Raw genomic sequence first — 25363 nt, 5'->3', positions numbered from 1 at the left:
AGGCAGGCTAACATGCGGTCGGATTCGTCAAAAGGAAGCCTCCCATGTCCCGATTCACCGTCACGCGCTCCGCCCTGGGCGCCAACGAACTGGTGGTGCTGGTCGATGCCGACGCCGATCGCGAGGTTCGCATCGCCCGGCGCGGCGCCACCGTGCTATCGATCAGCACGCGCTGGCGCGACCAGACGCGCACCGTCACGGACGGTTTCCGTGACGGAAAAGAGCTGGTCGGGCACAAGGGTTCCCGCTTCGCGATCATGACGCCGTTCGCCAACCGCGTTAACAATTCGCGCTACACGTTTGAAGGAACGACTTACGATTTGCAGCCAGGTGCCGTCGGCGCGGACCGCGCCAGTCGCCACGGTTTCCTGCGCGGCACGTTGTTCGCCGTGCAGCGCGAACACGCCGATGACAGCAAGGCGTCGGTCACCCTTTTCACCGATGCCATCCGTCCGGAGGCCAATCCGGGCTACCCGTTCGCGCTCGACTTCAGCGTCACCTTCACCCTGGACGAGCACGGTCTCACGGTGGAAGCGAAAACGCGCAACGTCGGCAAGGACGCCGCCCCCACATTTTTCGGTTGGCATCCCTACTTCCGTCTCTCGGACAACCCGATCGAGACCTGGGAACTGCAGGTGCCCGCGGACAAGGTCATCGCCACCGACAAGGACTTCATCCCGCTGCCTGGCACGAGCGCCTGGCAGTCGATGGACAAGGCCGATCGTGCGCTCGATTTCCGCAAGTCACGCGCGATCGGCAGCGTGGAACTCAATCACACCTACGCCGACCTCCAGCTGGATACGGACGGCAAGGCGCGTACGCACCTGCGCGACCCGAAAACCGGTGTCGGCATCGCCGTCTGGCAAGAGAAAGGCGTGATGCTTGCGTTCACGTCCGACACCGCCGATCGCGATGCCCGGAAATCGGTCGCGCTGGAGCCGATGGAATGCATGCCGGACGCGTTCAATCGTGACGACTGCACGCCGTTGATCACGCTGCCTGCCGGCCAGGAGCGTCGCTTCGTCTGTGGTGTGGAGTTCGATTCGTGACCTTGCCGACCTTTGCCGACGTACGTGACGCCGCGGCGCGCATTGCGCCTCATGCTCTGGTTACGCCGGTGTTGCGAAGCGATCGCATCGATGCGTTGGTCGGTGCGACGATTGTCTTCAAATGCGAGAACCTGCAGCGTGGCGGGGCCTTCAAGTTCCGTGGCGCGACCAACGCCGTGTGGTCGTTGAGCGATGAGGACGCTGCACGCGGTGTCGTGACCCATTCGTCTGGCAACCACGGTAATGCGCTGGCCATGGCGGCGCGTACGCGCGGGATCGTGGCGCACGTGGTGGTGCCCGAAGGTGCCGTGAAGACGAAGGTGGATGCGATCGTCGCTGCGGGCGCCACCGTGCACCGTTGTGCGCCTACGACGGCGGCGCGTGAGGCGAAGGCTGCCGAGCTTGTCGCGAGCACGGGTGCCACCCTTGTCCATCCATATGCCGATTCACGCGTCATGGCGGGCCAGGGCACCCTGGTGCCGGAACTGCTTCGCCAGTCTGCCGGGATCGACACGATCATCTTTCCGGTAGGCGGTGGTGGCCTGGCATCCGGCTGTTCCATTGCTGCGCATGGCATGGACCCCGCGATCAAGCTTTTCGGCGCAGAGCCGGAAGGCGCAGACGATGCGGCTCGCTCTTTGGAAGCCGACGAACGCGTCGGCCCGTTCACAGCTCACACGATCTGCGATGGCCTGCGTACGCTGATTGGCGAGCCCAATTTTCACGTGCTGCGCGAGCAGGGCGTGACTGTGCTGCGTGTCAGCGATGGCGAAGTCGTCTCCGCCATGCGCCTGCTCTGGTCCGAGCTGCGCATCGTGGTCGAGCCGTCGAGCGCCACCGTGCTCGCCGCCTTGCTGCGATACCCCGGGCGCGTGGCAGGCCGCAAGGTAGGCGCGGTATTGACTGGCGGCAATGTCGATCTGGACGACTTGCCCTGGTAAACATCCGCACACCGCCCGCCACCTGAAGCGGACATTCGTGTCTATTTTGTGTGGCTAACCTCGTCTCTCCTTCAGGACGTGTGAGACGGGACATGCGATGCGCCTGGGCAGAACAAAGTGACGCCGAACGCGTCTATCACGATACCGAATGGGGCTTGCCGATCCGCGACGACCGGCAGCTCTTCGAACTGATCACCTTGCGCGGCGCGGCGGCGGGTCTTTCGTGGCGAACCGTGCTCGGCAAGCGCGAGCGGTACCGCCGTCTCTTTCACGATTACGATCTCTCCCGCATCGCTGCCATGACCGATGAGGAGCTCGCCCTGGTTCGACGCGACCGGGGTGTTATCCGGCATCGCCTCAAGATCGCCTCGGTGCGCGGCAATGCGCGTGCGACGCTGCGGTTGATCGAAGACAAAGGGTCGCTGGCGGCGTTTCTCTATGCATTCGAGGTCGGCAACGCCACCGCCACGTCGTCGCGTGGCGGTTTCGGACTACGTTCGCGCAGCGACGCCTCGGACATCATGAGCGGGATCCTGCATAAGCGGGGCTTCCGCTTCGCGGGCACGGCCATCTGCTACGCACTTATGCAGGCCACGGGGATGGTCGACGGCCATGAGCCCGGCTGTCAGCACCGCGCCGTCCCGTGACGCTGCCTTCACTTCCGCTGCACCGGCAGCGCGTTGCCATCGGGTCATGGGAAAGACACGCATCGGCATATCGGGTTGGCGCTACGCGCCATGGCGCGGCGTTTTCTATCCGCAAGGTCTCGTGCAGAGAGACGAGCTCGCATTCGCCTCGCGCGAGTTCTCGACCATTGAGATCAATGGCTCGTTCTACTCGTTGCAGCGCCCGGAAAGTTGGCAAGCCTGGTACGAGACCGCACCGAAAGGATTTGTTTTCGCAGTCAAAGGGCCGCGCTTTATCACGCATGTCTTGCGGCTGCGCGACATCGAGAGACCGATGGCTAACTTCTTTGCTTCCGGGGTGCTCGCGCTGCGTGAAAAACTCGGTCCTGTGCTGTGGCAGTTCCCGCCCAACTTTCGCTTCGAGCCAGCGGTGTTTGCAGCATTCCTTCGTTTACTGCCGAAATCCCTGAAAGCCGCCGCCGCTCTCGGAGAGAAGCACGACGCGCACCTGAAGCGGGACGCATGGCTCTCGGTCGAACACAATCACCGGATCAGGCACGCCGTGGAGATCCGTCACGAAAGCTTCGTCACCCCGGATTTCATCGACCTTCTTCGCAGGCACGGTGTCGGGTTCGTGGTCGCCGACACCGCAGGGAAGTTTCCGCGCTACTTCGATGTCACCGCGCCCTTCGTGTATGTACGGCTACATGGAGACAAGAAGCTCTACGCGAGCGGCTATGGCGACACGGCGCTCGAGGCCTGGGCAAGCCGTATCCGGGCATGGCGGCGAGGGGCGCAGCCGGCGGGCGACCCCCGCATCAGTCGCAAGGCGCCGGCGCGCCGGTCGTCTCGCGATGTGTATGTGTATTTCGACAACGACATGAAGGTTAAGGCGCCGGGCGACGCACGCTCGCTGGCGGCGCTTTTATAACAGTCAGAATGGCGTCTTGCGTCGCGATCCGCGCAGGTTCTCGATCGGGAAGCTGGCGATCTCGCCGCCGCCTTCACGGCGCGATTGCCCGGCCGGCGGGCCCCAGGCGTGTGCGGTCACCACTTCCCACGTGGACGGAATGACGCCCTCGTTACGCATGGCCTCGTAGGCATCGAGCATGCGGCGGTAGTGCTGCTTGCCGGTGAGCCCGCGCTGACGATCGGCGTCGGCGTTGTTCGCACCGAGGCCACGCAGTTCGTCGAGCAAGGCTCGCGGTGTGGGGTAAGTCAGCGTGTAGCGCTCGGCGAACAACACGGGGTCGCGCAGTCCGGCGCTCAGCATGGCGTCACCCACATCGTGCATGTCGAGGAATCGCGCCACGTGCGCATGCTGGTCGGCTTCTGCCCACGCCGCGCGGAGTTCGCTGAGTGTGTCCGGACCGAAGGTGGAGAACGTCAGCAGGCCGCCGGGCTTGAGCACGCGCGCGCACTCGGTGAAGAGGCGGGCGATATCCTCGCACCACTGGAAGCAGAGGTTCGAGAACAGGATGTCGACGCTCTGGTCAGGCATCGGCAGGGTGTAAGCATCGGCAGCGACGCGCGAGAAAGGCTTCAGCCAACTGCTGTGCTGCTTAGCCTGACGCAGCATGGGCAACGCAAGATCCATCGCGATGATCTGCGCCTTGGGATAGCGCTTCTTCAGCGCCGCGCTGCCACGGCCCGTACCCGCACCGACATCGAGGATGATCTCGGGCACCTGCTCGTACATATCGAGACGGTCGACCAGGGTCGACTGCACTTCACGCTGAAGTGCGTCGTGCTTCTCGTAGGTGCCGGCGGCGCGACCGAAATTGCGCCTGACCTGGGTGCGGTCGAAATGAAAATCGCTCATGCGTCTGCTTCGGTGAACTGCGTAAGGACATCGGCCACGGCGTCTGCGTGACCGATAAAGGGGGCGTGGCCGGCGTGGGCGATTTCCTCGAAGCGGCCACTCGCCGCTTCGGCGCACCAACGCATGGCCTCCGGATGAACAATGCGGTCGCGTCGGCCTGCTATCCAGAGGCTGCGCTTGCGCAGTTCAGGGAGGCGTGGTCGCAGGTCGGTGCTCTCGAGCAGGCGGAGGCCTTCCATCAGCACGCGCGGGTCGGGCTCGCCTCTCGAAAAAGCTTCTTCCTTCAGGCGCCGGGCCTCGGCGCGCGGATCGGCGCTGCCCATGGCTTCGAGCGCGATGAAGCGCTCCAGCGTGCCGTGATAATCGGTTTCGAGATCGGCAGCGAGTTTCTCGACCATCGCGGCGTCATTGCCGTAAGGCCAACCTTCCGTCCGGACGAATCGCGGCGTGGAGCACATCGCGACGACCGACGTCACGGCCTCGGGAAGATCGAGTGCCGCGGCAAGGGCAACCAGTCCACCGAGCGACCAGCCCATCCAGATGGACGGCGGCGTGGCCGCCGCGATCGCCCGTGCGCAGGCGAGCGGCTCCAGCGGGATGTCGCAGTCGCGTGAGTAACCGTGACCAGGCAGGTCGACCACATGCATCGTGTAGCGCGAGGCGAGGGCGTCGACCAGCGGCGAAAGGATGCCGCCGTGCATGGCCCATCCGTGGATCAACACCAGCGGCGTTTCGCCGCTGCCGTGGCGCTCGATGTGCAGGCCGCTCACGCGGCGTCGCTCGATGCGTCGCTCGGTGCCAGCGTCGCGTCGACGGCGCCGCGTTCGTCGAAGACGAAACAATCGCCGCGCCAGTGCGCACCGCCGGCTTCCTCGAAGTACTTGAGGATGCCGCCTTCCAGCTGGAACACATGGTCAATGCCGATCTCGCGCATATGGATGGCGGCCTTCTCGCAACGGATCCCACCGGTGCAGAACGAGACCACGGTCTTGCCGTCGAAGCGCGCGCGATCCGCAGCGATGGCTTCGGGAAAACCTGTGAAGCTCGACAAGCCATATTCCACGGTGTTCTCAAACGTGCCGGCCGCGACTTCGTAATCGTTGCGCGTATCGACGAGCACGACGGGGCGGCCGGCGTCATCGTGACCCTGGTCGAGCCATCGGCGCAGATCAAGCGGCAACACGTGCGGCGCACGCCCTTCTTCAGGACGTATCGACGGCGCTCGCATGGTGATGATTTCTTTCTTCAGGCGCACCCGCATGCGTCCGAAGGGTACCTCGTCGGAGAGGCTCTCCTTCGGCGTGATGTCGGCGAAACGCGAGTCCTCGTGCAGCCAGCTCACGAAGGCATCGATCGCGTCACGCGGCGCAGCCAGGAACAGGTTGATGCCTTCCGGCGCGAGCAGGATGGTTCCCTTCAATGCCAGGGCCTCACAGCGCTCGACCATGCGCGCACGTAGCGCGTCCAGATCGTCGAGACCGACGAACTTGTAGGCGGAAATGTTGAGGATCGGCATGGGCATAGGGGAGGGGCGCGGCCGCCCATTATACGTCGGCGGTTCCGGCGCGGCCGGGCAGACGGGCCAGGGCGTCCAGCAGGGCGTCGATCTGGTGAGCGGAATGGGCCGCCGAGAGCGTGATCCGCAGGCGGCCCGCCCCCTGGGGAACGGTGGGTGGACGGATGGCGACGACGAGGAATCCGGCGGCTTCCAGCGATCGTGAGGCGACCAGGGCGGCCTCGGCCGAGCCGACCAGCAGGGGCTGGATGGCCGTTTGCGAGGGCATCATGGCCAGACCGAGCTGCCCGGCACCGGCGCGGAACCGTTCGATGTTCGCCGCAAGGCGCTCACGACGTCCGTCCGGGTCAGTCCGCACGAGACGTAGCGACGCCCGCGTCGCCGCAGCGAGGGCTGCCGGCATGGCCGTCGTATAGATGTAGGGGCGCGCGAACTGGACGATGGCCTCGATCAGGTCGGCATCACCCGCAACGAAGGCCCCGGCCGTGCCCAGGGCCTTGCCGAGGGTGCCCATCAGCACCGGTACCTGCCTTGCGTCGAGGCCCGCCGCGGCCACGCTTCCGCTCCCTTCGCGACCCATGACCCCGAGTCCGTGCGCGTCGTCCACGTAGAACAGGGCGCCATGCGTGCTACATGCCGTTGCCAGCGCGGCCAGCGGCGCAACGTCCCCATCCATGCTGAACACGCCGTCGGTGGCGAGCAGGGCGGGGTGATCGGGCCGTGCATCGAGCTGTCGTGCGGCCGCCTCGGCATCGCCGTGCGGATAGCGGCGTAGCTCCGCGCCGGCCAGTTGGGCGCCATCGATGAGGCTGGCGTGGTTGAGGCGGTCCTGCACGCAGAGGGCATCGCCGCGGCCTGGCAAATTGCCGGCCCCGAGCAGGGCCTGCAAGGCGCCGAGGTTGGCCATCACTCCCGTGGAAAACAACACGGCGCGCTGGCGTCCCGTCCAGTCCGCCAGCTCTTCCTCGAGGGCCGCGTGTTCACCGCGATGGCCGGAGACAAGGTGCGCGGCACCCGTACCGACGCCTTCCACGGCAGCCGTGCGGGTCAGCGCCGCGACCAGGTCCGGGTGACGCGCGAGGCCGAGATAGTCATTGCCGCAGAAGTCGACCAGCGTCCGTCCGTCGACAACACGACCGCCGTCCGTCGAGACCTCGCAGGTGCGCGCGCGTCGCAGGAGGCCCTCCCTCTCGCGCTGTGCCCGTGCGGCTTCCACGCGGGCACGGAGGTCCGGTCGGCTCACGCCGCGTCGGCGCGTTCGACGATATCCGCGTGGACGGTGCCCGGCTCGATCTCGACTTCCATCGGCTTGAGGCCGAGGCGTTCGAACAGGCGGCGGTCGTGCTCGACGTCCGGGTTGCCCGTGGTCAGCAGCTTCTCGCCGTAGAAGATCGAGTTGGCGCCGGCGGCGAAGCAGAGCGCTTGCAGGGCGTCATCCATCGACTCGCGCCCGGCGGACAGACGCACGACCGAGGCCGGCATGATGATGCGCGCAACGGCAATGCTGCGGACGAACTCGAACGGATCCAGTGCCTCGGTGCCGGCCAGCGGTGTACCGGCTACCTGGACGAGGCGGTTGATCGGAACGGATTCCGGATGCTCGGGCAGGTTGGCCAGCGTAGTGAGCAATCCGGCGCGCTGTGCGCGGGACTCACCCATGCCGACGATGCCGCCGCAGCAGGTCTTCAGGCCGGCTTGGCGTACGTGCTCGAGCGTGTCCAGGCGATCCTGGAAGTCGCGGGTGTGGATGATCTCGCCGTAATACTCCGGCGCGGTATCCAGGTTGTGATTATAGAAATCGAGACCGGCGGCCTTGAGCGTGTCGGCCTGCGGCTGCGACAGCATGCCCAGCGTGGCGCAGGTCTGCAGGCCGAGGCCCTTCACGGCGGCGACGATTTCGGCCACCTTGACCACGTCGCGATCTTTCGGCGAACGCCACGCGGCGCCCATGCAGAAGCGGCTGGCACCGGCGTCCTTGGCGGCCTGGGCCCGCGCGAGCACGGCCTCCACGCTCATCAGCTTCTCGGCCTTGACCCCGGTCGAGTAGCGCGCCGCTTGCGGACAGTAGGCGCAATCCTCGGGGCAGCCACCGGTCTTGATCGACAGCAAGGTCGACACCTGGACCGCATTGGGGTCGTGGTACTCCCGGTGCACGGTTTGCGCCTGGAAGAGCAGGTCATTGAAAGGCAATGCGAAAAGGTGCTCGACCTCCTCGCGGGACCAGTCGTGGCGGATAGCTGCGGTCATGGTGGGCTCCCGGGGCGAAGGCGCGAAGTGTCGACGCCCGCCCGGACCACTGTCAACCAAATAGATAGCAAAAGGGTTTACCAAACGCCTGCCTGCCCCCGTAGGAGCCGATTTATCTGTGATGGCGTGAACTGGTCGCAGGCGCCGCATCCAGCGGCCCCGAAATTCCGCGAAGAACCAAGCAATAGGCCAGTTCGTTCATGAAAGTACGAAAAGGCCTACCGGCACGATCGGGCGGCGGGTATAGGAAAGTTAAACCGGTTTACGGTTCCATCCTAACTTCTCCAACTTTTTCGCGAGTCCCCACCGGTCAGGCGACATTGCGGATCTGCTCGGTAAAAGAGGGCTGGAAGTAAATTCCGCTTACCATCAACCGTCCCCAAAGGAGGCTTCCCCATGAGCGATGGACAAGGCAGCAGCGGCAACGTACTTGCGGCGATCTGCAGTTTCTTCATTCCCGGCCTGGGTCAGCTGGTGCAGGGCCGCGTGTTCAAGGCGTTGATCATGTTCGTGATGGCTGCCGTGCTCTGGGTCATCTGGCTGGGCTGGATCATCCATTTGTGGTCCATCGTCGACGCGGCGCTCTACCGCCGCCGCTACTGATCGGACTAGCGACGCATGGAGGCGTCCCGCCTGGTTCGATGTTTCGCAGCGGCTGGCCGGTTTATCCTGCCGCCGCGTTGCCTGGTATGCGGTGATGCCGGCCATGAAACGCGTGAACTCTGCCACGCCTGCCACGCCTCCCTGCCGCGTAACCTCGCCTGCTGTGGACGTTGCGCCCTCCCGCTTCCCGTCGCAGTTCCCGAATGCGACCGCTGCCAGCATGAAGCGCGCCCCTGGGCGGACCTATGGGTGCCCTACGAATACGGCTGGCCGCTCGATGCGCTCGAAGCGCGCTTCAAGTTTGGTGGCAGCCTGGCGGCCGGGCGCGTGCTTGCGGACGCCTGGATGGATGCAGGTCCGCCGCCGACCACGCCCGAACTCATTCTTCCCGTGCCACTTCACCTGACGCGCCTGCGCTCGCGCGGCTACAACCAGGCCCTCGAGCTGGCGCGGCCGCTGGGCAGGCGCTATCGCGTTCCGGTCGCCCACGACGTTCTCTATCGCGCGCGCCGCACCGAGGCGCAGTCCGAGCTCGATGCGGCGGCGCGTCTGGGCAACGTGCGTGGCGCGTTCGCTGTACGTCGTGTGCCGCCGCAGAAGCACGTTGCGATCGTCGACGATGTGATGACGACGGGTGCAACCCTGATTGAGTGCACGAAGGCGCTTCTTGCTGCGGGCGTCGAGCGCGTGGATATCTGGGCGCTTGCACGCACGCCATCGTCTGGCGCCCGTCAGTGATTGATGTAGACGGGATTGCCAAGTATCAGCAGCTTCCCTTCGGGTGAGCGCACGTCCACACGTAGCCAGTGCGCAAGGCCGTCGCTCGTCCAGTCGAAGCCCACTTCGCCGTTGGATGGAATGACGTCGCTCGTTGAGAGCTTCACCGGCTTGCCGTTGTCCGTGACGCTCAGGCGTTGTCCGACGACTACCGCCGTGTCCGCGACGACATGGAGGGACACTCCGCTTGCAACACCGAGTGCGTCACCCATTCCGGCTGTCTTCGAGCCTACCGAAGCGCGAATCTCCAGTGACCTGTCACGCGTGCCTTCAGTGTCAATAAACACGTGCCCCGCACGAATGCCATCGAGGATACCTTCCATGGAGAGCTCGCGTGCGTACACCACGGTTGTCGGCGAACCGATGCGCCCGGCAAACGTATCTCTCGGCGCATCACTGCCGTCGTGACTGTCGCTGCCGCCGATGGCAGTCACTCGCAGTCCGGCGTTCAACTGTAACTCCCAGAACGGAATACCGCTATCGGTCCGGCTGGCGTCACCACCGTTGATCGCCTCGATGGCCTGAAAACCACGCATGTCCACGGCGTCGTGCGGCGTGAATCCACACCCCATGCAGGATTCGTCGTTCGGCCGCCTCGGGTGATTGACCGAGATCACGCCGTGCGCCTTCGCCACCTCGGCGAGCAAGGTGTTCCAGTCAGGCACGCTGGCGCTGCCCAGGCGGAAGTCGAGCGGTCGCGAAACACCGAACAGGTTCGCATGGCCTTCGAAGGTGGTGATTTCCCGCGCCGGAATCATCAGCATCGTGTCGAAGTACGGTTGCAGCTCACGCATCTCCGACACTTGCGACATCGTGTTGTGTTCGGAAATGGCGATGAAGTCGAGGCCGCGCTTCGCAGCGGAAGCGACGGTAAGAAAGAATGGGCAGGGCACTTTCTTCGTGCCGGATGCATTGAGACAACCCCCGTCGCTGTGAGCGGTATGCATATGCAGGTCGCCGCGATACCAGCGGGGCTCCGGGCTCAGCGGCGCCGACAATCCATGCTCCGGACCGAATCCCTCATCGTCGTGCGAAAGCCATACCTTCGCGGTGAATCCGGCGGTCGAGGTGGGGCGAATATTGGGGATACCGAGCAGCAACCGCCACTTGCCGGGCTCGATGGCTCCCGGAAGAAACGACGCCGTCGCATCGGTGGCCGACACCGTGAACCGGCGTTTGCTGCCGCCGCTCCAGCCACGGAAGCCATCCTGTCCGCTGAAGCCTGTCGGACCCAGCAAGCCAAGATCGATCGTCGTCTTCTCTTCGCGGCCGGTGTAGTCGACATCGATCGTGATCCGCGTCGTTCCTGCCGGTACGTCGAAGGGTACTTCGCGATAAGTGTGCTGGTCCTTACCCGACAACGCGCCGCGCAGGACGAGGTCAGGCGCTCGCTCCGCCGCCACGGTGGCGGCGAAGCAGGCGAGCATCAGGGCGACAAGGACTCGCATCAGAAGCGGTACATCACGGCGGCGCGGAACGAGCGACCGAGCAACGGGCGTGCGATGAAGGTGTTGGCCCCGGCATCGGAGCTCGCCAGCTCACCGGCCCGCGGGTTGCCTTCGGTCAGGCCGAGCGAATTGAAGATGTTGTCGGCGTAGAGGTAGAACGACAGTTCGGGCGTTGCATCGAAGCGGGCGCTGGCACCGACCACATGGTAGGAAGGCAGAATCACCGAGTTGGCGGTATCGACGAAGCGCTTGCCTTCATGTTCGTACGACATCTGCAGGCGCAGGCGACCTTCCATGAGGTTCACGCCGGGGACGATGCGATAGCTCATCTTCGGTACGCGAATCAGCTGGTTGTCATCGTAGTCGCGCAGTACCGGACCGTTGTTGACGTTGTCCGTGTAAGACAGGCCCTTGTACTTCGGATCCTGCAGGGTCGCGTTGAACTGCACGTCGAACCACTTCGTCGGATACAGCGTGCCCTCGAGTTCGAGGCCGTAGGTCTTGGTGCTGGCGAAGCCGGTCTGTGGGACGGACGTGTTTCCATTGCGATCGAAAACGTTGTTGGTGAAGCTGACGTTGTCGTACTTGGTGTAGAACGCGGTGGCGTACAGGTCCATGAAGCGGTCGCTGTACTTCCAGCCCGCTTCGGCCAGGTCCATCGTCTGCAGCAACGGCGTTGCCGTCGGGCTGGTGATATAGGTGCTCAGGTTGGGCAGGCGGAACGCGGACGTCCAACGCGCAAAAAGGCCCTGGCGTGGCGAGAACTGCCAGTTGGCGCCGAGCGTCCAGCCGGTCTTGCTGAAGGTCTGGTCGTAGTGGGTGAACTGGCCGTTGCCCGTGAGCACGGTGGCGGCCGCCGGCGAGCCGCCGAGGTCGACCGTCTGCTTGCCTTCGGTATAGCCCTGCACATTCACCCGCTCGTAGCGGAGGCCGCCATCGATGCGCAGTTCCGGGGTGATCGTCCACTCATCCGAAACATAGGCAGCGTTGGTATTCGACTTGCCGCTGGCGTGCTCCCACTCGTACCCGTAGCGGTACACGCCGTGATCCGTCAGCGAGCCGACGACATTGCCGTTCGCGTCCACCCCGACCAGGTCGAGCAGGCGCGCGTTGTCGCGCACATCGGTCAGCACCGTGGACGAATAGCGATCGAAATCCTGCTGGAAGTTGGCGTGGTAGTAGCCGAAGGTGACATCGTGCGTCTGCTCGCCGAACTCGAACTGGCGCAGTACGCGCGTATCGTTGATGAATTCGTTCACCGGCATGGTCACGCCACGCAAACCATCGGTAAGGACCAGGCCGTTACCGTTCTGGTTGGCGGTGTCGTAGACCTGCGAGGGGATGCCGGCGTAGCGGAACTGCAGCGCGGTTGCGCCGGGAATCAACGACAGCCGCTTGCTGTCCTGCGTGATGAAAGATGCCGCGCTTTGCAGGGCATTGGGGAATACGCCGTTGCGCTGCGTATCCGTCGTGTTGTAACGCATGGACTCGGCAAGCTTCCAGTCGTCACCGAGGTCGTGGTTGAACTTGAACGAGACCTGCGTTCGCTTGACGTGCGTGCCTTCGCTGTTATCAAAGTTGTAGAGGCTGCCATCGCCTTCGCGCATCTGCAGGTGCTCGGTCTCCGGGCCGGCCAGCGTGCCGTAGTTCCCGTTGAAGCCGGGCACGGCACGGATGTCGCCGTCACCGTTCGTGCGCATGGGGATGCCCAGGTACAGCGCCACCTTGTCGTCCATATGCTTCACGTCGAAGCTGATGTCACCGTTCTCGAGTTTCTTCGACAGCGTGGCGCGGAGCTGCCCACCGTCGTTCGCCCGGTAACCCGGATTACGCTGGCCATCGTCCACGCGCCAGAAGCCGCCGACGCCCAGTTTCCAGCCTCCGCCGATCGGCGTGCCGTACCAGAAATCCAGCCGGTTCAACGAATAGTTGCCGACCGTGTATTTGATCAGGCCCTCGGGCGTATCGCCGGCCTGGCGCGGGATGAAGTTGATCGCACCCGCCGGCGCATTCGAATAGAAAATCGACGAGGGGCCACCGCGGACCACTTCGACGCGCTCGATGGTTTCGTCAAGGCGAAAGACCTGGTCCGCGTTGAGGTAGCCAAGAGCCGGGTCATGCTGCACGGGGATGCCGTCTTCGAGCAGGGTGACCGAACCGTAACCATCCACCGGGATGCCTCGCGCACGGATGTTGCCCGAGGCCTCGCCGCCGGACGACTCCACCCAGAAGCCGGGAACCGACTTCACCGCCTCGGTGACGCTGGTCGGTGCCTGCATGCGTAGGCGATCTTCGTCGATCGTGGTGATGGAGTAGCTGGTCTGCGCCTTGGTGCGGGTCTCGACGCCCGAGCGGGCGGTGACCACGACGTTGTCCAGGTCGGTCGTTTTCTTCTGCGGCGGCGTGTCGTCGGCGTAAGCGACCGTGACGGTGGAAACGAGCAAAGCAGTGGCTAGCACCGCGCGGATGGCGCGGTGGAGTGGCTTGATACGCATGACGGGTAAAGCTCCGGGGAAGGGGCAACGCAACCCGTAGGAACTTATGCGTCAGTCATGACGGATCGACGCACCTCGTATGACCGTGCGGTTTCAATCGTGATAAATCGAGGCGAAAAGCTCGCAGCGTGACGAGGATCACAAGGCCAGAGCTATCACGATGCCCAGCCACAGCGCCAGGCCCACCCAGTTGTTGTGCCGGAAGGCGTGCAGGCAGGCATCGCGGGCGCGGTCGCGCATCATCCACTGCTGGTACGCGAACAGCCCCGCGGTGGCGGCGAGCCCGAGCCAGTACGGCCAGCCCAGGGCCGAGCGCGTGCCGACCAGCAGCATGGTGACCAGGAAGGTGCCCATCAGGATGCCGATGATGACCAGGTCGGCGTCGGCAAAGAGAATGGCGGTGGACTTTGCGCCAGCCTTGATGTCTTCCTCGCGGTCGACCATGGCGTATTCGGTGTCGTAGATCACCGACCACAGGATGTTACCGATGAAGAGCAGCCAGGCGACCGGCGGCACGCTGTTGGTCACCGCGGCGAAGGCCATCGGGATGGACCAGCCGAACGCGGCACCGAGCACCACCTGCGGCAGGTTGGTGTAGCGCTTGCAGAACGGATAGATGGCGGCCAGCGCCGCGCCACCGAAGGACAGCAGGATGGTCAGCCGGTTCGTGAGCAGGACCAGCAGGAACGAGAACACCAGTAACCCTGCGAAAACATAAAGCGCCTCGCGAGGCGTCACCCGCCCACTGGCGATAGGCCGCCCCGCCGTGCGTGCCACCTGGGGATCGAGTTTGCGGTCCGCATAGTCGTTGATCGCGCACCCGGCCGAGCGCATGGCGAACACGCCCAGGGTAAAGATGACCAGGGGGCCGATGGGCGGGAAGTCCTTCGCCGCGAGCCATAGCGCCCACCAGGTCGGCCAGAGCAGCAGCAGCGCGCCGATGGGCCGGTCCATGCGGGTGAGTACGAGGTAGGCGTGGATCTTCTCGCGACGCTCGGGCGGCAGGCCCTTGAGCAGGAAGGCGAGGACGCGCTCGGCCGTGGTCGAGGCGTCGGCCGGCCGTGCCACCGGTTTGGGCGGGGCGACCTTGCGCGCCGATGGCGCCGCCGTGCGCCGAGGAGCGGGCTTCTTCGAAGGGGGACTCATGGGCGAAGTCTATCCGGTAGGCACACCGTGCCACAGGGGAGTCGGTCGCAGGATCTTATACACTGCCGCCGCCTTCTTTCGAAAAACGCGGCGACGCCTTGATCCCCCAGACCATTTCGTACCGCCGCTTGCTTCTGGCTCTGTGCATCATCTGGGTGTTGCTGAACTTCAATGTGCTGTTCCTGGGTCGCGTGCTGCCCTGGGATGCCATCGACCAGTTCTACCCCACGGTGTACTTCAACGCGCACACCTTGCGCACCGGCCAGTGGCCGTGGTGGAACTCGTATATCTACGGGGGCTATGCCCAGATCGGCGATCCGCAAAGCATGCTGTTCTCGCCCCTGCTGATGGCGTGGATGCTGTTGCGCGAGGAGCCGGGTGCCGTCTGGTTCTGCTGGGGCGTGCTGTTGCACCTGCTGCTGGGTGGGGCGGCCATGCTCGATCTGCTACGCAGGCACGGGGCCAATGCGCTCGGCTGCCTCATTGGTGCGACGGTCTTCATGGCCGGTGGCGTGGCGGCCTCGCGTCTGGAACACACACCCTGCGTCATCGCGTATGCGTACGTGCCGGTCGTCCTGCTGGCGCTGCGCTATTTGCTAGCCGGGCCATCCATCGCGCGTGGAGCGCTCCTTGGCCTCGCTGCCGGCGCGATGGTGACGCAGCTCACGCAGGTTACCTACCTTTTCGTCCTGATGATCGTGGGCTATGCCGTCGTGGCGATCGTACGCCAGTGGTCAGCGGATACCGCGGCGCGGCACAGGGCGCTGGTCGCCGGCATGACGGCGGCCATGATCGTCGCGCTCGCCGTCGGTCTTCCGCAGCTGGCTTTCAGCTGGGCCGCCATGAGCCTGTCGAACCGCACCGAGATGCCACTCTCGCTGGCGACGGTCGGCTCGCTGGATCTGCGCACGTTCGCCTTCCTTCTCCATCCCAATGCGTTCAATGCACAACGTGACATGGCGCATTCGCCCGTCGACGTCGTGGAGGGTTTTCTCTACATCGGCGTCCTGCCGCTTCTCGGCATGTTTGCGCTGCGGCGTGCCTGGGCGGACGGCAGCCAGCGTCGGGCGCTGGCGTTCTTCGGAGTCACGGCGGTCGTGGCCAGCCTCTACATGCTCGGCACCCACACACCCCTGTATGGCTGGCTTTACACCTGGATGCCCGGGCTCGTCCACTTCCGGCGACCCGCCGACGCAGCCTATGTGCTGAACTTCGCGCTTGCCTTCGCCAGCGGTATCGCCGCCAGTCGGATCAACCTGCAGTCGCGCCGCGAGCTCACCGTCATCCTGGTCGTCGCCACCGGCTGGCTGGCGCTTATCGCCGCGTCGATGCATCACGGGAGCGCCTTCGTCTGCGTCGCGGTTGCCTTGGTCGCGCTATGGCGCTTGCGCAAGACGGGTAGCGATTGGCGTGCGGCCGTCTGGCTGCTGGCCGTCGTCGTCGCGGACTATCGTAGTTTCAATCTGAACGGCACCTTCAACGAGACGGGCAACGGCGCCGCGCGCTTCGCACAGCATCCTGCCGTTCTGTTTCTGGCGAAACAACTGGCATCAGGTCACGAAGGAATCGCCGACCGGATCACGACGACGAATACGCACACGATCTGGGACAACACCGGCATGGTGGCGGGTATCGCGTCGACACAGGGCTACAACCCGTTGCGCTACGCGTTGTATGAGCGCTGGTACGGGCCGCGGGAAAGCAGCAACGCGCCGGCGGTCAGTGCGCCGTACAACGCCGATCCGACGCATCGCCTGGACGATCTGCTCGGTGTCCGCTACATGGTGGTCGGGCACCGTACCGACATGGCGCCGTATGCGCCGCCGCCGCAGTACCGAAGGGTCCAGGCCGCAGCCGACGTGGACCTCTGGCGCAGCGAAAGCGCCTACCCGCGCTTCCTCAACCCGACCCGGTCGCACTCGCTCAACGTGGACGAATGGCCGGATGTCACTGCGTTCGCGGCCACCGACTTCGCGTCCACGCTGTGGTTGACGCCGCGCGACAACGCCGATTTCGTGGCGGGGCGAGCGGACTCTTTTTCATGCGGTGGCACCGTGGCCATCGATGTCGGCTCCGCCGCGCATACGCGGGTGGACTTGCTCACCCGATCGACCGAGGCGGGGTGGGTGGTGGCTGGCGAACTGGACTATCCCGGATGGGAAGCGGAACTCGACGGCGCGCCGATCACGGTGCATCGCGCCAACGGTATGTTCCGCGCGGTCTGCGTACCCGCCGGCAACCACCGCCTGAGCTTCATGTTCCGACCCTGGCAACTGGTTGCGTACGCGTGGCAACAGCGGGCGGGGGGTTAGCGGCGCAGAGCCTTCGGTACCTGGCTAGCGAGGCGCAGAGACTTCGGTGCCCACCCTCGCTGCTCAGACACCCCTTCGCGTTTCGTACCGGAAAGGCCGCTGCGCGGCCCATGTATCCATCTGGCCTACGGCCGCTCCACTTGTCGGGAACTCGCCTCGAGGGTGGGCACCGAAGACTCTTCCGAACCCTGAGGTTCGTGCGGGTCGAGCCGACGAAGCAACGCCGCTTTGGCTGTTGGCTCTCCTTCCCACTGACCGTATCGTCGTGAGAGACCTTGGTGTCCACCCTCGAGGCGAGTTCCGGACAAGTGGAGCGGCCGTAGGCCAATAAGTACATGAGCCGCGGTAGCGGCCTTCCTTTTCGAACGCGGAGGGCCTGTCTGAGCAGCGAGGGTGGACACCAAGGTCTCATCGCGCGACGCCCAAGTGTAGAACGCAACGACGAAGGCGAGCCATGTGCGAGGTGCGACAGAATGCCCGGCACGACGCGCGCGCGGGCCCCGGCAGTGCGTGAAGAACCGAAAAAAAGGGCGCCTTTCGGCGCCCGGGAAGCACATCAACGCTTGAGCGGCTCGATGGGATCATCGTCCTCAGGCGGTTCGGGGTCCGCATCGTATTCGGGCTTGTAGCTGCCCGGTTTGCGGATCTCGCTATCCGGGCGGTTCTTGCCCGGCTCGGCGAAGGGCGGTTGCGGGTTTTCGGGGTTGTACGGCATCGGCGGGGGACTCCACTCGACTACGGGGAAGGTATCCAACGTAGGTTCGAGGCAGTGAAGCGCCTGCGACGATAACGTTACCCTTTAGTCGACGAGGGTATCGAGGTTTTCCAGCGTCGATCGCACGCCCTTCTTGTCCAGGGATGTGACGTAGATGTCGTACTGCTTTCGGAAGCGCTGGTCCTTCGCCGGCAGGGGCCCGACCAGTTCGACACTCTCGATCAGGGTGTCTTTCGAGTCGTTGTCTATCAGTGGCTGGACCAGCCGCATGGCGTTGGGCTCGCGCAGGGGATATGTCTCGCCGTTGTCGTCCTTGCCGACGCGCACATAGCGGTCGAAGGCGGCGAGCAGGAAAGCCAGGCGTCGCGCGTCCTTGCCGTTCTCCAGGCATGCCGTGATCGTCGGACCGAGGAAGCCAGGGATCTTCGAGCCACCATCCAGGCACAGGCGGTCGAGCTGGTCCGCGATGGAGGCATTGCTGAAACGGTCGAGGAGTTTCTTCTTGTAGGGGCCGAGGTCCATGCCCGGTAGCGACTTCAGCCACACGCCAGCGTCCTCGTTGAGGAAGTCGGTGAGGTAGGTGTTGAACAACGGATCCCTCACGGCGACATCGACCTGGCGATGGCCCGAGAGGAAGGCCGGGTACGACAACATCTGGTGGGAGCCGTTGAGCAGGCGGATCTTCGCGTCTTCGTAGGGCGAGACATCGTCGACGATCTGTACGCCATGACGCTCCCAGGCCGGACGACCCTGGCGAAACCGGTCTTCGAGCACCCACTGGATGAAGTCTTCGCAGACGACCGGCGCCTTGTCGTCCAGCCCGGTAGCCGCGTTGAGCTGGTCTCGTACCTCGGGCGTGGTTGCGGGTGTGATGCGATCGACCATGCCGTTGGGAAAATCCACTTCCTTGTCGATCCAGTCCGCGAGCTCCTTCGATCGCGCGTTGGCGAAGGCCAGCACGGCCTTCTTCGCTTGCGAGCCGTTGTGTCGAAGGTTGTCACAGGACATCACGCTGAACGGTGCGACGCCGGCCTTGCGGCGCGCATCGAGCGAACCGACGATGAAGCCGAATACGCCCTTCGGGGTGTCGGGATGCTTCAGGTCATGCGCCACGGTCTCGTCGTCGAGGCGAAACGTGCCGTGCTCGTCGATCAGGTAGCCACCCTCGGTGATCGTCAGCGAGACGATGCGAATCGCGGGATCGGCAAGGCGCTTGAGCACGGCGTCACCGTCATCGGGGGCGAACAGGTACTCGACCATGGCGCCGACGACGTGTGTCTTCCGCTCGCCGCGCGGATCGAATTCGCTGACCGAGTAGAGGCCTCCTTGCGCTTTCAGTGCGTCAGCCAGCGTCCGATCGTGCTCCAGCAGGTTGATCCCGAGGATGCCCCACTCGTGCATGTCGTCATCAGCGAGAACGTGGTTGGTGTAGATCGCCAGGTGCGCGCGATGAAAGGCACCGACACCGATATGCGCGATGCCGGCAGTGACCTTCGTGCGATCGAAGGTCGGGGCGTCGACGCCCTGGGGAAGGCGGTCGAGCGTGGCGTTACCGAGGGGGACGGACATGAGGCGATCTCAGGGATGATGGATGGCGGCGCCGGAGGCGTCGAACACATGGGCGTGCGTCAGGTCGAGGCGGATGCAGATGTCGCGGCCTGCCCGCCGCTCGAAGTCACCGTCGGCACGCACGGTGATCGAGCCGACCTGTGGCACGTCGACATAGGCATAGGTCTCGCTGCCCAGGCGCTCGACAACCGCGAGCTTCCCGCTGACCGTCTCACCCGTTCCGTCGCCGTCGCATACACGCAGATGCTCAGGACGAATGCCAACGGTGACCTTCCCGCTCAACTGGCTGGTGCCAGGGATGCTCACGACGTTGCCGTTGTCGAGCCGAACGCTTCCGCCTTCGACCGTGGCCTCGAAGAAGTTCATCTGCGGCATGCCGAGGAAGCCAGCGACGAACTTGTTGACCGGCCGGTGGTAGAGCTCCATCGGCTTGCCGATCTGCGCGATGCGCCCCTCATTGAAGATGGCGATGCGATCGGCCAGGGTCATGGCCTCGACCTGGTCATGCGTCACGTAGATCATCGTCGCATTGAGTTCCTGGTGCAGGCGTGCGATCTCCAGGCGCGTCGCCGCACGCAGCGCGGCGTCGAGGTTGGATAGCGGCTCGTCGAACAGGAAAACCCGCGGCTCGCGGGTGATGGCACGGCCGATCGCCACGCGCTGGCGTTGGCCACCCGACAAGGCAGAGGGCTTGCGGTCGAGGTAAGGTTCGAGGGCGAGGATCTTCGTCGCGCGGCCAACCTTCTCGTCGATCGCGCGCTGGTCCATCTTTGCCAACCGCAGCGCGAACGACATGTTCTCGCGCACGGTCATGTGCGGATACAGGGCGTAGCTCTGGAACACCATGGCGAGGTCACGCTTGTCGACGGCGCGATCGGTAATGTCGTCCTTGTCGAGGAGGATCTGCCCTTCGTCGGCTTCTTCGAGCCCGGCGATGAGTCGCAGCGTGGTGGACTTGCCGCAACCGGAAGGCCCCAGGAACACGCAGAACTCGCGGTCCTCGACGACGAGGTCGATGCCCTTGATGACGTCGACACCCTCGAACGACTTGCGCAGCGAACGGATTTCCAGACGTGACATGAGTGACTCCTATTTGACTGCGCCGAAGGTGAGGCCACGGACGAGCTGGCGCTGCGACAGCCAGCCGAGCACCAGGATCGGTGCGCAAGCCAGGGTCGACACGGCAGACAACTTCGCCCAGAACAGGCCCTCGGGACTGGAGAACGAGGCGACCAGCGCGGTAAGAGGCGCGGCGCTGGCCGTGGTGAGGTTGAGCGACCAGAAGGCCTCGTTCCACGACAGGATCAGGCAGAGCAGGGCGGTGGAGGCGAGGCCGCCGCGACTGACCGGGATGAGCACACGGAACATGGTCTGGCCCGTGCTGGCACCGTCCATCCGTGCCGCCTCGAGAATGTCGTACGGGATGTCGCGGAAGTAGGTGTAGATCATCCAGACCATGATCGGCAGGTTGATCAGGGCGAAGATGATGATCAGCGCCGTCTTCGAGTCGAGCATGTTGAGGTTGCGGCAGATCAGGTAGATCGGCACCAGCACACCCACGCTCGGCAGCATCTTGGTCGAGAGCATCCACAGCAGGATGTTCTTGGTCTTCAGCGTCGGGTGGTAAGCGAACGCATAAGCGGCTGGCACGGCGACGATCATGCCGAGGATGGTCGCGCCGCCGGCGGTGACGACGGAGTTCCACGCGTAGTGCAGGTAGTTCGCACGCGCGAGGATCTGCTCGTAATTCTCCAGCGTGGGTGTGAAGAAGAAATGTGGCGGCATGCTGAAGGCGTCGAGCTCGGATTTGAAGCTGGTAAGCAGCATCCAGAGGATCGGGAAGAAGACGATGATCGCGACGATCCATGAAGCAATGATGCGGATCGTGCGGGCGGTTTGATTGTGCTTGCGCCTGGTCATGTTGTTATTCCTCATGTCTTCTCTGTCAGCGACTTGCCGATCAGGCGGATGAGGAACACCGCCATGATGTTGGCGAGCACCACGGCCACCAGGCCACCCGCCGAAGCGGCGCCGACATCGAACTCGAGCAAGGCCTGCGTATAGACCAGATACGGCACGTTGGTCGTCGCATCCCCCGGCCCGCCGTTCGTCGTGACGAAGATCTCGGCGAAGATGTTGAGCAGGAAGATCGCCTCGACCATCACGACCACCGCGATGGGCCGGGCAAGGTGGGGCAGGGTGAGGTAGCGGAAGATGGCGAAGCCTCGCGCCCCGTCCATGCGGGCGGCTTCCATCTGCTCGCGGTCCAGTGACTGCAGCGCGGTGACGAAGATCAGGATGGCAAAGGGCAACCACTCCCACGACACCACCGTGATGATCGAGAACAGCGGCCAGTCGGCGAACCAGTTCACCGGGGTGGCGCCGAACAACTTCCATACCCAGGCGAGGAAGCCCGAGACGGGATTCATCAGCAGGTTCTTCCACACCAGCGCCGCGACGGTTGGCATGATGAAGAATGGGGAAATAAGCAGCATCCGCACGATGCCCTGACCGGGGAAGGTTTCGTCCACCAATACGCTGACCAACACGCCACCCACCACGGTGACAACGAGCACGCTGCCGACCAGGAGGATGGTGTTGAGTACCGAGGTCCAGAAACTCGGGTAGGTGAAGAAATACGCGAAGTTCTCCAGGCCGACGAAGGCGCTCTTTCCCGGATAGAGAAGGTTGTAGTACTGCGTGGAGAAGTACAGCGTCATCGCCAGCGGCACGATCATCCACACCAGCAGCATGATGATCGCGGGCTGGGCGAGAAGCCGCTCCGGACGTTTACGGATACGCGCGCTCATTTCGGCGCCTCCTTGGAGATGACGGGTTTCTGGTCGTAATAGCCCGCACGTTTCATCGTGCGGCTTACGGCGGCGTCGGCGGTGTGTAGCAGCTCGTCCACGTTGCCGCGACCCGCGAGGGCGCCCGCTATCTCGCGGCCGACCAGGGTGGCGACCGCCTGGAACTCAGGGATCGAGACGATCTGGATGCCCTTGTAGGGCACGGGCTTCAGTGTGGGGTGTGACGGGTCGACCGCCTTCAGCGAGTCGTAGGTGACCTTGGCGAAGGGTGCTGCGCTCATGTATGCGGCGTTCGCATAGGTGGACTCACGCGTACCTGGCGGCGTCGCCTGCGCGCCGTATTTGTCGGCGACCATCTTCAGGTAAGGCTTCGATGTGGCCCACAGGATGAACTCGCGTGCGGCGTCCGGCTGCTTCGTGCTGTCGGGGATGGCCAGTGACCAGACCCACAGCCATGAAGAGCCGCGGTCGGTAACTTCATGCGGCGAGCGCGCAAAACCAACGTTACCGACGACCCTGCTTTCCTTCGGATCGGTGACGGTGCCGCCGCCGACGCTCGCATCGACCCACATGGCGCACTTGCCCGAGGCGAACAGCGCAAGGTTCTCATTGAAGCCGTTGTCGGACGGGCCGGGTGGCCCGTAGTTCTTCAGCAGGTCGACATAGAAGTTGACGGCCTTGTGCCACTCCGGCGTATCGATCTGCGGATGCCATTGCTCGTCGAACCAGCGGCCGCCGTAGCTGTTGACGACGGTGCCGAGTAACGCCATGTTTTCGCCCCAGCCGGCCTTGCCGCGCAGGCAGATGCCGTACACACCGTGGTCGGGGTCGTGCAGCTTCTGCGCAAAACCGCGGATCTGGTCCCAGGTCGGCTCGGCCGGCATGGTCAGGTTCGCCTTCGCGAAAAGATCCGTGCGGAAGTAGGTAATGCTGGCTTCGGCGTAGAACGGCACGGCGTACAGATGGTTATCCACCGTTAGTTGCTCGCGCACATTCTTGAAGATGTCGTTGGTGTCGTAGTCGGCGGGCAGGTTGTCGAGGGGCTTGAGCCACTTCTGCGCACCCCACAGCGGTGCCTCATACGCGCCGATGGTGACGACATCGAACTGTCCTCCATGCGTGGCGATGTCCGTCGTCAGGCGCTGGCGGAGCGTGTTCTCCTCAAGCACCACCCAGTTCAGGTGCACGCCGGGATGCGTCTTCTCGTACTCGGACGAGAGTGCCTGCATGCGCACCATGTCCGCGTTGTTCACTGTGCCGATGGTGAGCGTGGTGTCGGCATGCGCGATACCCGCCGCCCCGAATAACGCGGCGAACAGGACGGTGACGATGCCTTTTCCAAGGCCGTTCCGGTAATCGCTCATCTTGCCTCCCTTTACGGCGAACCGAATGGATGAGCGTTTATAGGTTCAATGGCACTACGACCACCAATACGTGGCGCGTCGTTTTGGGGTGAAGATGCATACTTTCTTGCAGATCGGGTACCGGAACGTTGCTGGCATCCGCAGTCAGACTGCGCCAATTGCTGCTATGCAGCACGCGCCACCCATGGCAACAAAGTACGTATGGCACGCGAGTTGTCGGCTTTCTGGAAGGCGATGCGTGACGCATCGCGGCATTACAGATCCGCAGCAGGCTCCCGATGTCGCATCCGATATTCACGCGGTGTCATGCCGGTGAGGGTGAGGAAGCGACGATTGAAGTTCGATAGGTTGCTGAAGCCGACCTCGTAACAGATATCCGTGATGGACCCGGCCGAGCCGGCAAGCTTCTCGCACGCGCGTTGCACGCGTGTCTGGTTCACGTAGTCGATGAAGCGGTAGCCGGTGTGTTGATGGAAGAAGCGCGAGAACGCGGTCTCCGACATGCCAAGGCGATCCGCTACCGTCTTCAGCGATACATCGCCAGCATGGTGACGGTCGATGAAGGTCACCGCGCGGTGCAGCTTCATCGACTGGCTCGGATCAGCCGACGCCTGGAAGGGGCGGCTGCTGAGCGGACGCCGCGTAGCGTCTTCCGACAGCGCCTCGACCATTTCGAAGAAGCTGGCTATGCGTCGCAGGCCGGGATTCTCGGCAACACGCCGGAAATAGGGCTCAAGCTCCCTTCCGAGCTCCGGTGCGAATTCGATGCCATAGCGGGCTTCTTCCAGCAGCAACGACTTCACGTGCCGGGCCAGAGGGAAGAACTCGATGCAGCGGCGCACGAAGGCTTCGGAAAACAGGATGACGCGATCGCGAAGCGCCGCCGGCTCGCAGCTGGTGTCGGTCACCCAGTTGTGCGGCACATTCGGGCCGGTCAGCATCAGGGTGTAGGGAGCGAAGCGGCCCTGGTAGTCACCCACGTAAGCCGTACCCTCGGTCGCCACGATCAGATGCAACTCGTAGGCAGGGTGGTAGTGCCAACGAATGAGGCGGCTGCGTGATCCATGATCGAGGTAGTGGATCGAGGGCTCGTCAGACAGGCCGAGCACATCCTGCTCACGGCCGAGCGCCGAGGTATCGGCCATGGGCGGCGGCAGCGAGAGGGCAGCACGACGGTTCATGCGCCTGAGCGTACTCTTTCCGGTTATCAATCACCAAGGAGTCAGACATGAAGGTCCTCATCGTCGGTGCCAATGGCACCCTGGGCAAGGCCATCGCGGCGGAACTGGGTGAGCGGCACGAGATCGTGCGGGCGAGTCGTTCCAGCGGTGATGTACGCGTCGACTTGCGAGATGCCGCGAGTGTCCAGGCCATGTTCGAAAACGTGGGGACGATCGACGCTGTCATCTGTGCGGCGGGCAAGGTGCCGTTCGCACCACTCGGCGAACTGACCGAAGCCCAGTACGTTGAAGGCCTGCAGGACAAACTGCTCGGCCAGATCCGGCTGGTGCAGGCGGGCACGTCGCACCTGAGGGACGGTGGCTCGTTCACGCTGATTACCGGCATCCTTACCGAGCAGCCGATCCTCTCGGGCGCCGTCGCCAGCACGGTGAATGGTGCGGTTGAAGCCTTCGTTCGTGCGGCCGCGGTCGAACTACCGCGTGGCATCCGTATCAATGTCGTGAGCCCGACGGTGTTGACGGAAGCGATGCACGCGTACGCGCCGTACTTTCGAGGCTTCGAGCCAGTTAGCGCAGCACGCGCGGCAATGGCTTTCGCGCGCTCCGTGGAAGGACGGCAGACCGGGCAGGTCTACAAGGTCTGGTAAATCGGAATCGGCTCCTGCATTGAGCGGGAACTTTTTTATTCGCCGACGGAATTAGGAGTGATCCTATGTCGGCCTGAGGAAGCCATCGCTACGAT

General features: G+C 64.1%; 23 protein-coding genes and 1 pseudogene. 9 read left to right on the top strand and 15 right to left on the bottom strand.

All coding sequences use genetic code 11. The annotated features are described in order from the left end of the window. The first annotated feature begins 44 nt into the window (after positions 1–44). From ACVWWJ_RS22075 to ACVWWJ_RS22060, 4 genes are all read left to right on the top strand, one after another. Entirely contained in the window at positions 45–1049 is a 1005-nt protein-coding gene (locus ACVWWJ_RS22075; RefSeq protein ID WP_456969493.1) for an aldose epimerase family protein, read from the top strand. Continuing rightward, the gene (locus ACVWWJ_RS22070; protein WP_456969492.1) at positions 1046–1990 is read left to right on the top strand and encodes a threonine ammonia-lyase; all 945 of its coding nucleotides are present in this window, start codon (positions 1046–1048) and stop codon (positions 1988–1990) included. The genes ACVWWJ_RS22075 and ACVWWJ_RS22070 overlap by 4 nt, the downstream gene beginning before the upstream one ends. Before the next feature lie 92 nt (positions 1991–2082). Beyond that, a complete protein-coding gene (locus ACVWWJ_RS22065) occupies positions 2083–2637 on the top strand; it encodes a DNA-3-methyladenine glycosylase I (RefSeq protein WP_456969491.1) in 555 nt (184 codons plus the stop codon). A 46-nt stretch (positions 2638–2683) separates the two neighbouring features. Beyond that, on the top strand, positions 2684–3547 hold the full coding sequence (locus tag ACVWWJ_RS22060; protein WP_456969760.1) for a DUF72 domain-containing protein: 864 nt from the start codon (positions 2684–2686) through the stop codon (positions 3545–3547). Between the two features lie 3 nt (positions 3548–3550). Here the strand turns inward: ACVWWJ_RS22060 and bioC are convergent, their stop codons facing one another. Genes bioC through bioB form a run of 5 tightly spaced genes read right to left on the bottom strand, consistent with a single transcriptional unit; the run spans position 3551 to position 8201 of the window. Beyond that, positions 3551–4438: a malonyl-ACP O-methyltransferase BioC gene (gene bioC, locus ACVWWJ_RS22055; protein ID WP_456969490.1), complete on the bottom strand. Its 888-nt coding sequence runs from the start codon at positions 4436–4438 to the stop codon at positions 3551–3553. Further along, complete coding sequence (gene bioH, locus ACVWWJ_RS22050) at positions 4435–5208, bottom strand: pimeloyl-ACP methyl ester esterase BioH (RefSeq protein ID WP_456969489.1); 774 nt, start codon at positions 5206–5208, stop codon at positions 4435–4437. The genes bioC and bioH overlap by 4 nt, the downstream gene beginning before the upstream one ends. After that, entirely contained in the window at positions 5205–5954 is a 750-nt protein-coding gene (locus ACVWWJ_RS22045; protein ID WP_456969488.1) for a sulfurtransferase, read from the bottom strand. Before ACVWWJ_RS22045 ends, bioH begins: the two co-directional genes overlap by 4 nt. A gap of 28 nt (positions 5955–5982) precedes the next feature. Next, on the bottom strand, positions 5983–7197 hold the full coding sequence (bioF, locus tag ACVWWJ_RS22040) for an 8-amino-7-oxononanoate synthase (protein WP_456969487.1): 1215 nt from the start codon (positions 7195–7197) through the stop codon (positions 5983–5985). Further along, positions 7194–8201, bottom strand: a complete 1008-nt coding sequence (gene bioB / locus ACVWWJ_RS22035; RefSeq protein WP_456969486.1) for a biotin synthase BioB — start codon at positions 8199–8201, stop codon at positions 7194–7196. The genes bioF and bioB overlap by 4 nt, the downstream gene beginning before the upstream one ends. A 396-nt stretch (positions 8202–8597) precedes the next feature. On the opposite strand from bioB, the gene ACVWWJ_RS22030 reads away from it, so the two are divergent. From ACVWWJ_RS22030 to ACVWWJ_RS22020, 3 genes and pseudogenes are all read left to right on the top strand, one after another. Next, positions 8598–8804, top strand: a complete 207-nt coding sequence (locus tag ACVWWJ_RS22030) for a hypothetical protein (protein WP_159892876.1) — start codon at positions 8598–8600, stop codon at positions 8802–8804. A 15-nt stretch (positions 8805–8819) separates the two neighbouring features. After that, a pseudogene (locus tag ACVWWJ_RS22025) lies at positions 8820–9011 on the top strand (double zinc ribbon domain-containing protein); the annotation flags it as partial. Between the two features lie 42 nt (positions 9012–9053). Further along, positions 9054–9542: a ComF family protein gene (locus ACVWWJ_RS22020; protein ID WP_456969759.1), complete on the top strand. Its 489-nt coding sequence runs from the start codon at positions 9054–9056 to the stop codon at positions 9540–9542. Here ACVWWJ_RS22020 and ACVWWJ_RS22015 read toward each other — a convergent pair. The 3 genes from ACVWWJ_RS22015 to ubiA form a co-directional block, all read right to left on the bottom strand. After that, positions 9536–11029 (bottom strand): CehA/McbA family metallohydrolase, encoded by a 1494-nt coding sequence (locus tag ACVWWJ_RS22015; protein ID WP_456969485.1) that lies wholly within the window; start codon positions 11027–11029, stop codon positions 9536–9538. The two genes, ACVWWJ_RS22020 and ACVWWJ_RS22015, sit on opposite strands and share 7 nt — an antisense overlap. After that, on the bottom strand, positions 11029–13524 hold the full coding sequence (locus ACVWWJ_RS22010; protein WP_456969484.1) for a TonB-dependent receptor: 2496 nt from the start codon (positions 13522–13524) through the stop codon (positions 11029–11031). Before ACVWWJ_RS22010 ends, ACVWWJ_RS22015 begins: the two co-directional genes overlap by 1 nt. A 138-nt stretch (positions 13525–13662) precedes the next feature. Continuing rightward, complete coding sequence (ubiA, locus tag ACVWWJ_RS22005) at positions 13663–14670, bottom strand: 4-hydroxybenzoate octaprenyltransferase (protein WP_456969483.1); 1008 nt, start codon at positions 14668–14670, stop codon at positions 13663–13665. Positions 14671–14768: 98 nt separating this feature from the next. On the opposite strand from ubiA, the gene ACVWWJ_RS22000 reads away from it, so the two are divergent. After that, positions 14769–16982, top strand: a complete 2214-nt coding sequence (locus tag ACVWWJ_RS22000) for a hypothetical protein (protein ID WP_456969482.1) — start codon at positions 14769–14771, stop codon at positions 16980–16982. A 556-nt stretch (positions 16983–17538) separates the two neighbouring features. Here ACVWWJ_RS22000 and ACVWWJ_RS21995 read toward each other — a convergent pair. The 7 genes from ACVWWJ_RS21995 to ACVWWJ_RS21965 form a co-directional block, all read right to left on the bottom strand. Then, positions 17539–17697, bottom strand: coding sequence for a hypothetical protein (locus tag ACVWWJ_RS21995; protein ID WP_159894316.1), 159 nt, complete (start codon positions 17695–17697; stop codon positions 17539–17541). A gap of 84 nt (positions 17698–17781) precedes the next feature. Beyond that, positions 17782–19266 carry a mannitol dehydrogenase family protein gene (locus ACVWWJ_RS21990; RefSeq protein ID WP_456969481.1) on the bottom strand — a complete coding sequence of 495 codons (1485 nt, stop codon included), beginning with the start codon at positions 19264–19266 and terminating at the stop codon, positions 17782–17784. Between the two features lie 9 nt (positions 19267–19275). Then, the gene (locus ACVWWJ_RS21985; RefSeq protein WP_159894320.1) at positions 19276–20346 is read right to left on the bottom strand and encodes an ABC transporter ATP-binding protein; all 1071 of its coding nucleotides are present in this window, start codon (positions 20344–20346) and stop codon (positions 19276–19278) included. A gap of 9 nt (positions 20347–20355) precedes the next feature. Then, on the bottom strand, positions 20356–21186 hold the full coding sequence (locus ACVWWJ_RS21980) for a carbohydrate ABC transporter permease (RefSeq protein ID WP_456969480.1): 831 nt from the start codon (positions 21184–21186) through the stop codon (positions 20356–20358). An 11-nt stretch (positions 21187–21197) separates the two neighbouring features. Beyond that, positions 21198–22076, bottom strand: coding sequence for a carbohydrate ABC transporter permease (locus ACVWWJ_RS21975; protein ID WP_456969479.1), 879 nt, complete (start codon positions 22074–22076; stop codon positions 21198–21200). Beyond that, positions 22073–23440, bottom strand: a complete 1368-nt coding sequence (locus ACVWWJ_RS21970) for an ABC transporter substrate-binding protein (RefSeq protein WP_456969478.1) — start codon at positions 23438–23440, stop codon at positions 22073–22075. The genes ACVWWJ_RS21975 and ACVWWJ_RS21970 overlap by 4 nt, the downstream gene beginning before the upstream one ends. Positions 23441–23694: 254 nt before the next feature. Next, positions 23695–24621, bottom strand: coding sequence for an AraC family transcriptional regulator (locus ACVWWJ_RS21965; protein WP_456969477.1), 927 nt, complete (start codon positions 24619–24621; stop codon positions 23695–23697). Between the two features lie 47 nt (positions 24622–24668). Between ACVWWJ_RS21965 and ACVWWJ_RS21960 the strand changes: the two genes are divergently transcribed. After that, complete coding sequence (locus ACVWWJ_RS21960; protein ID WP_456969476.1) at positions 24669–25268, top strand: short chain dehydrogenase; 600 nt, start codon at positions 24669–24671, stop codon at positions 25266–25268. Positions 25269–25363: the final 95 nt, after the last annotated feature.

This window comes from Luteibacter sp. HA06 (genome assembly GCF_054061215.1).
The sequence above is the reverse complement of the archived record's forward strand: the minus strand, read 5'-3'. Positions and strand labels throughout refer to the sequence as shown.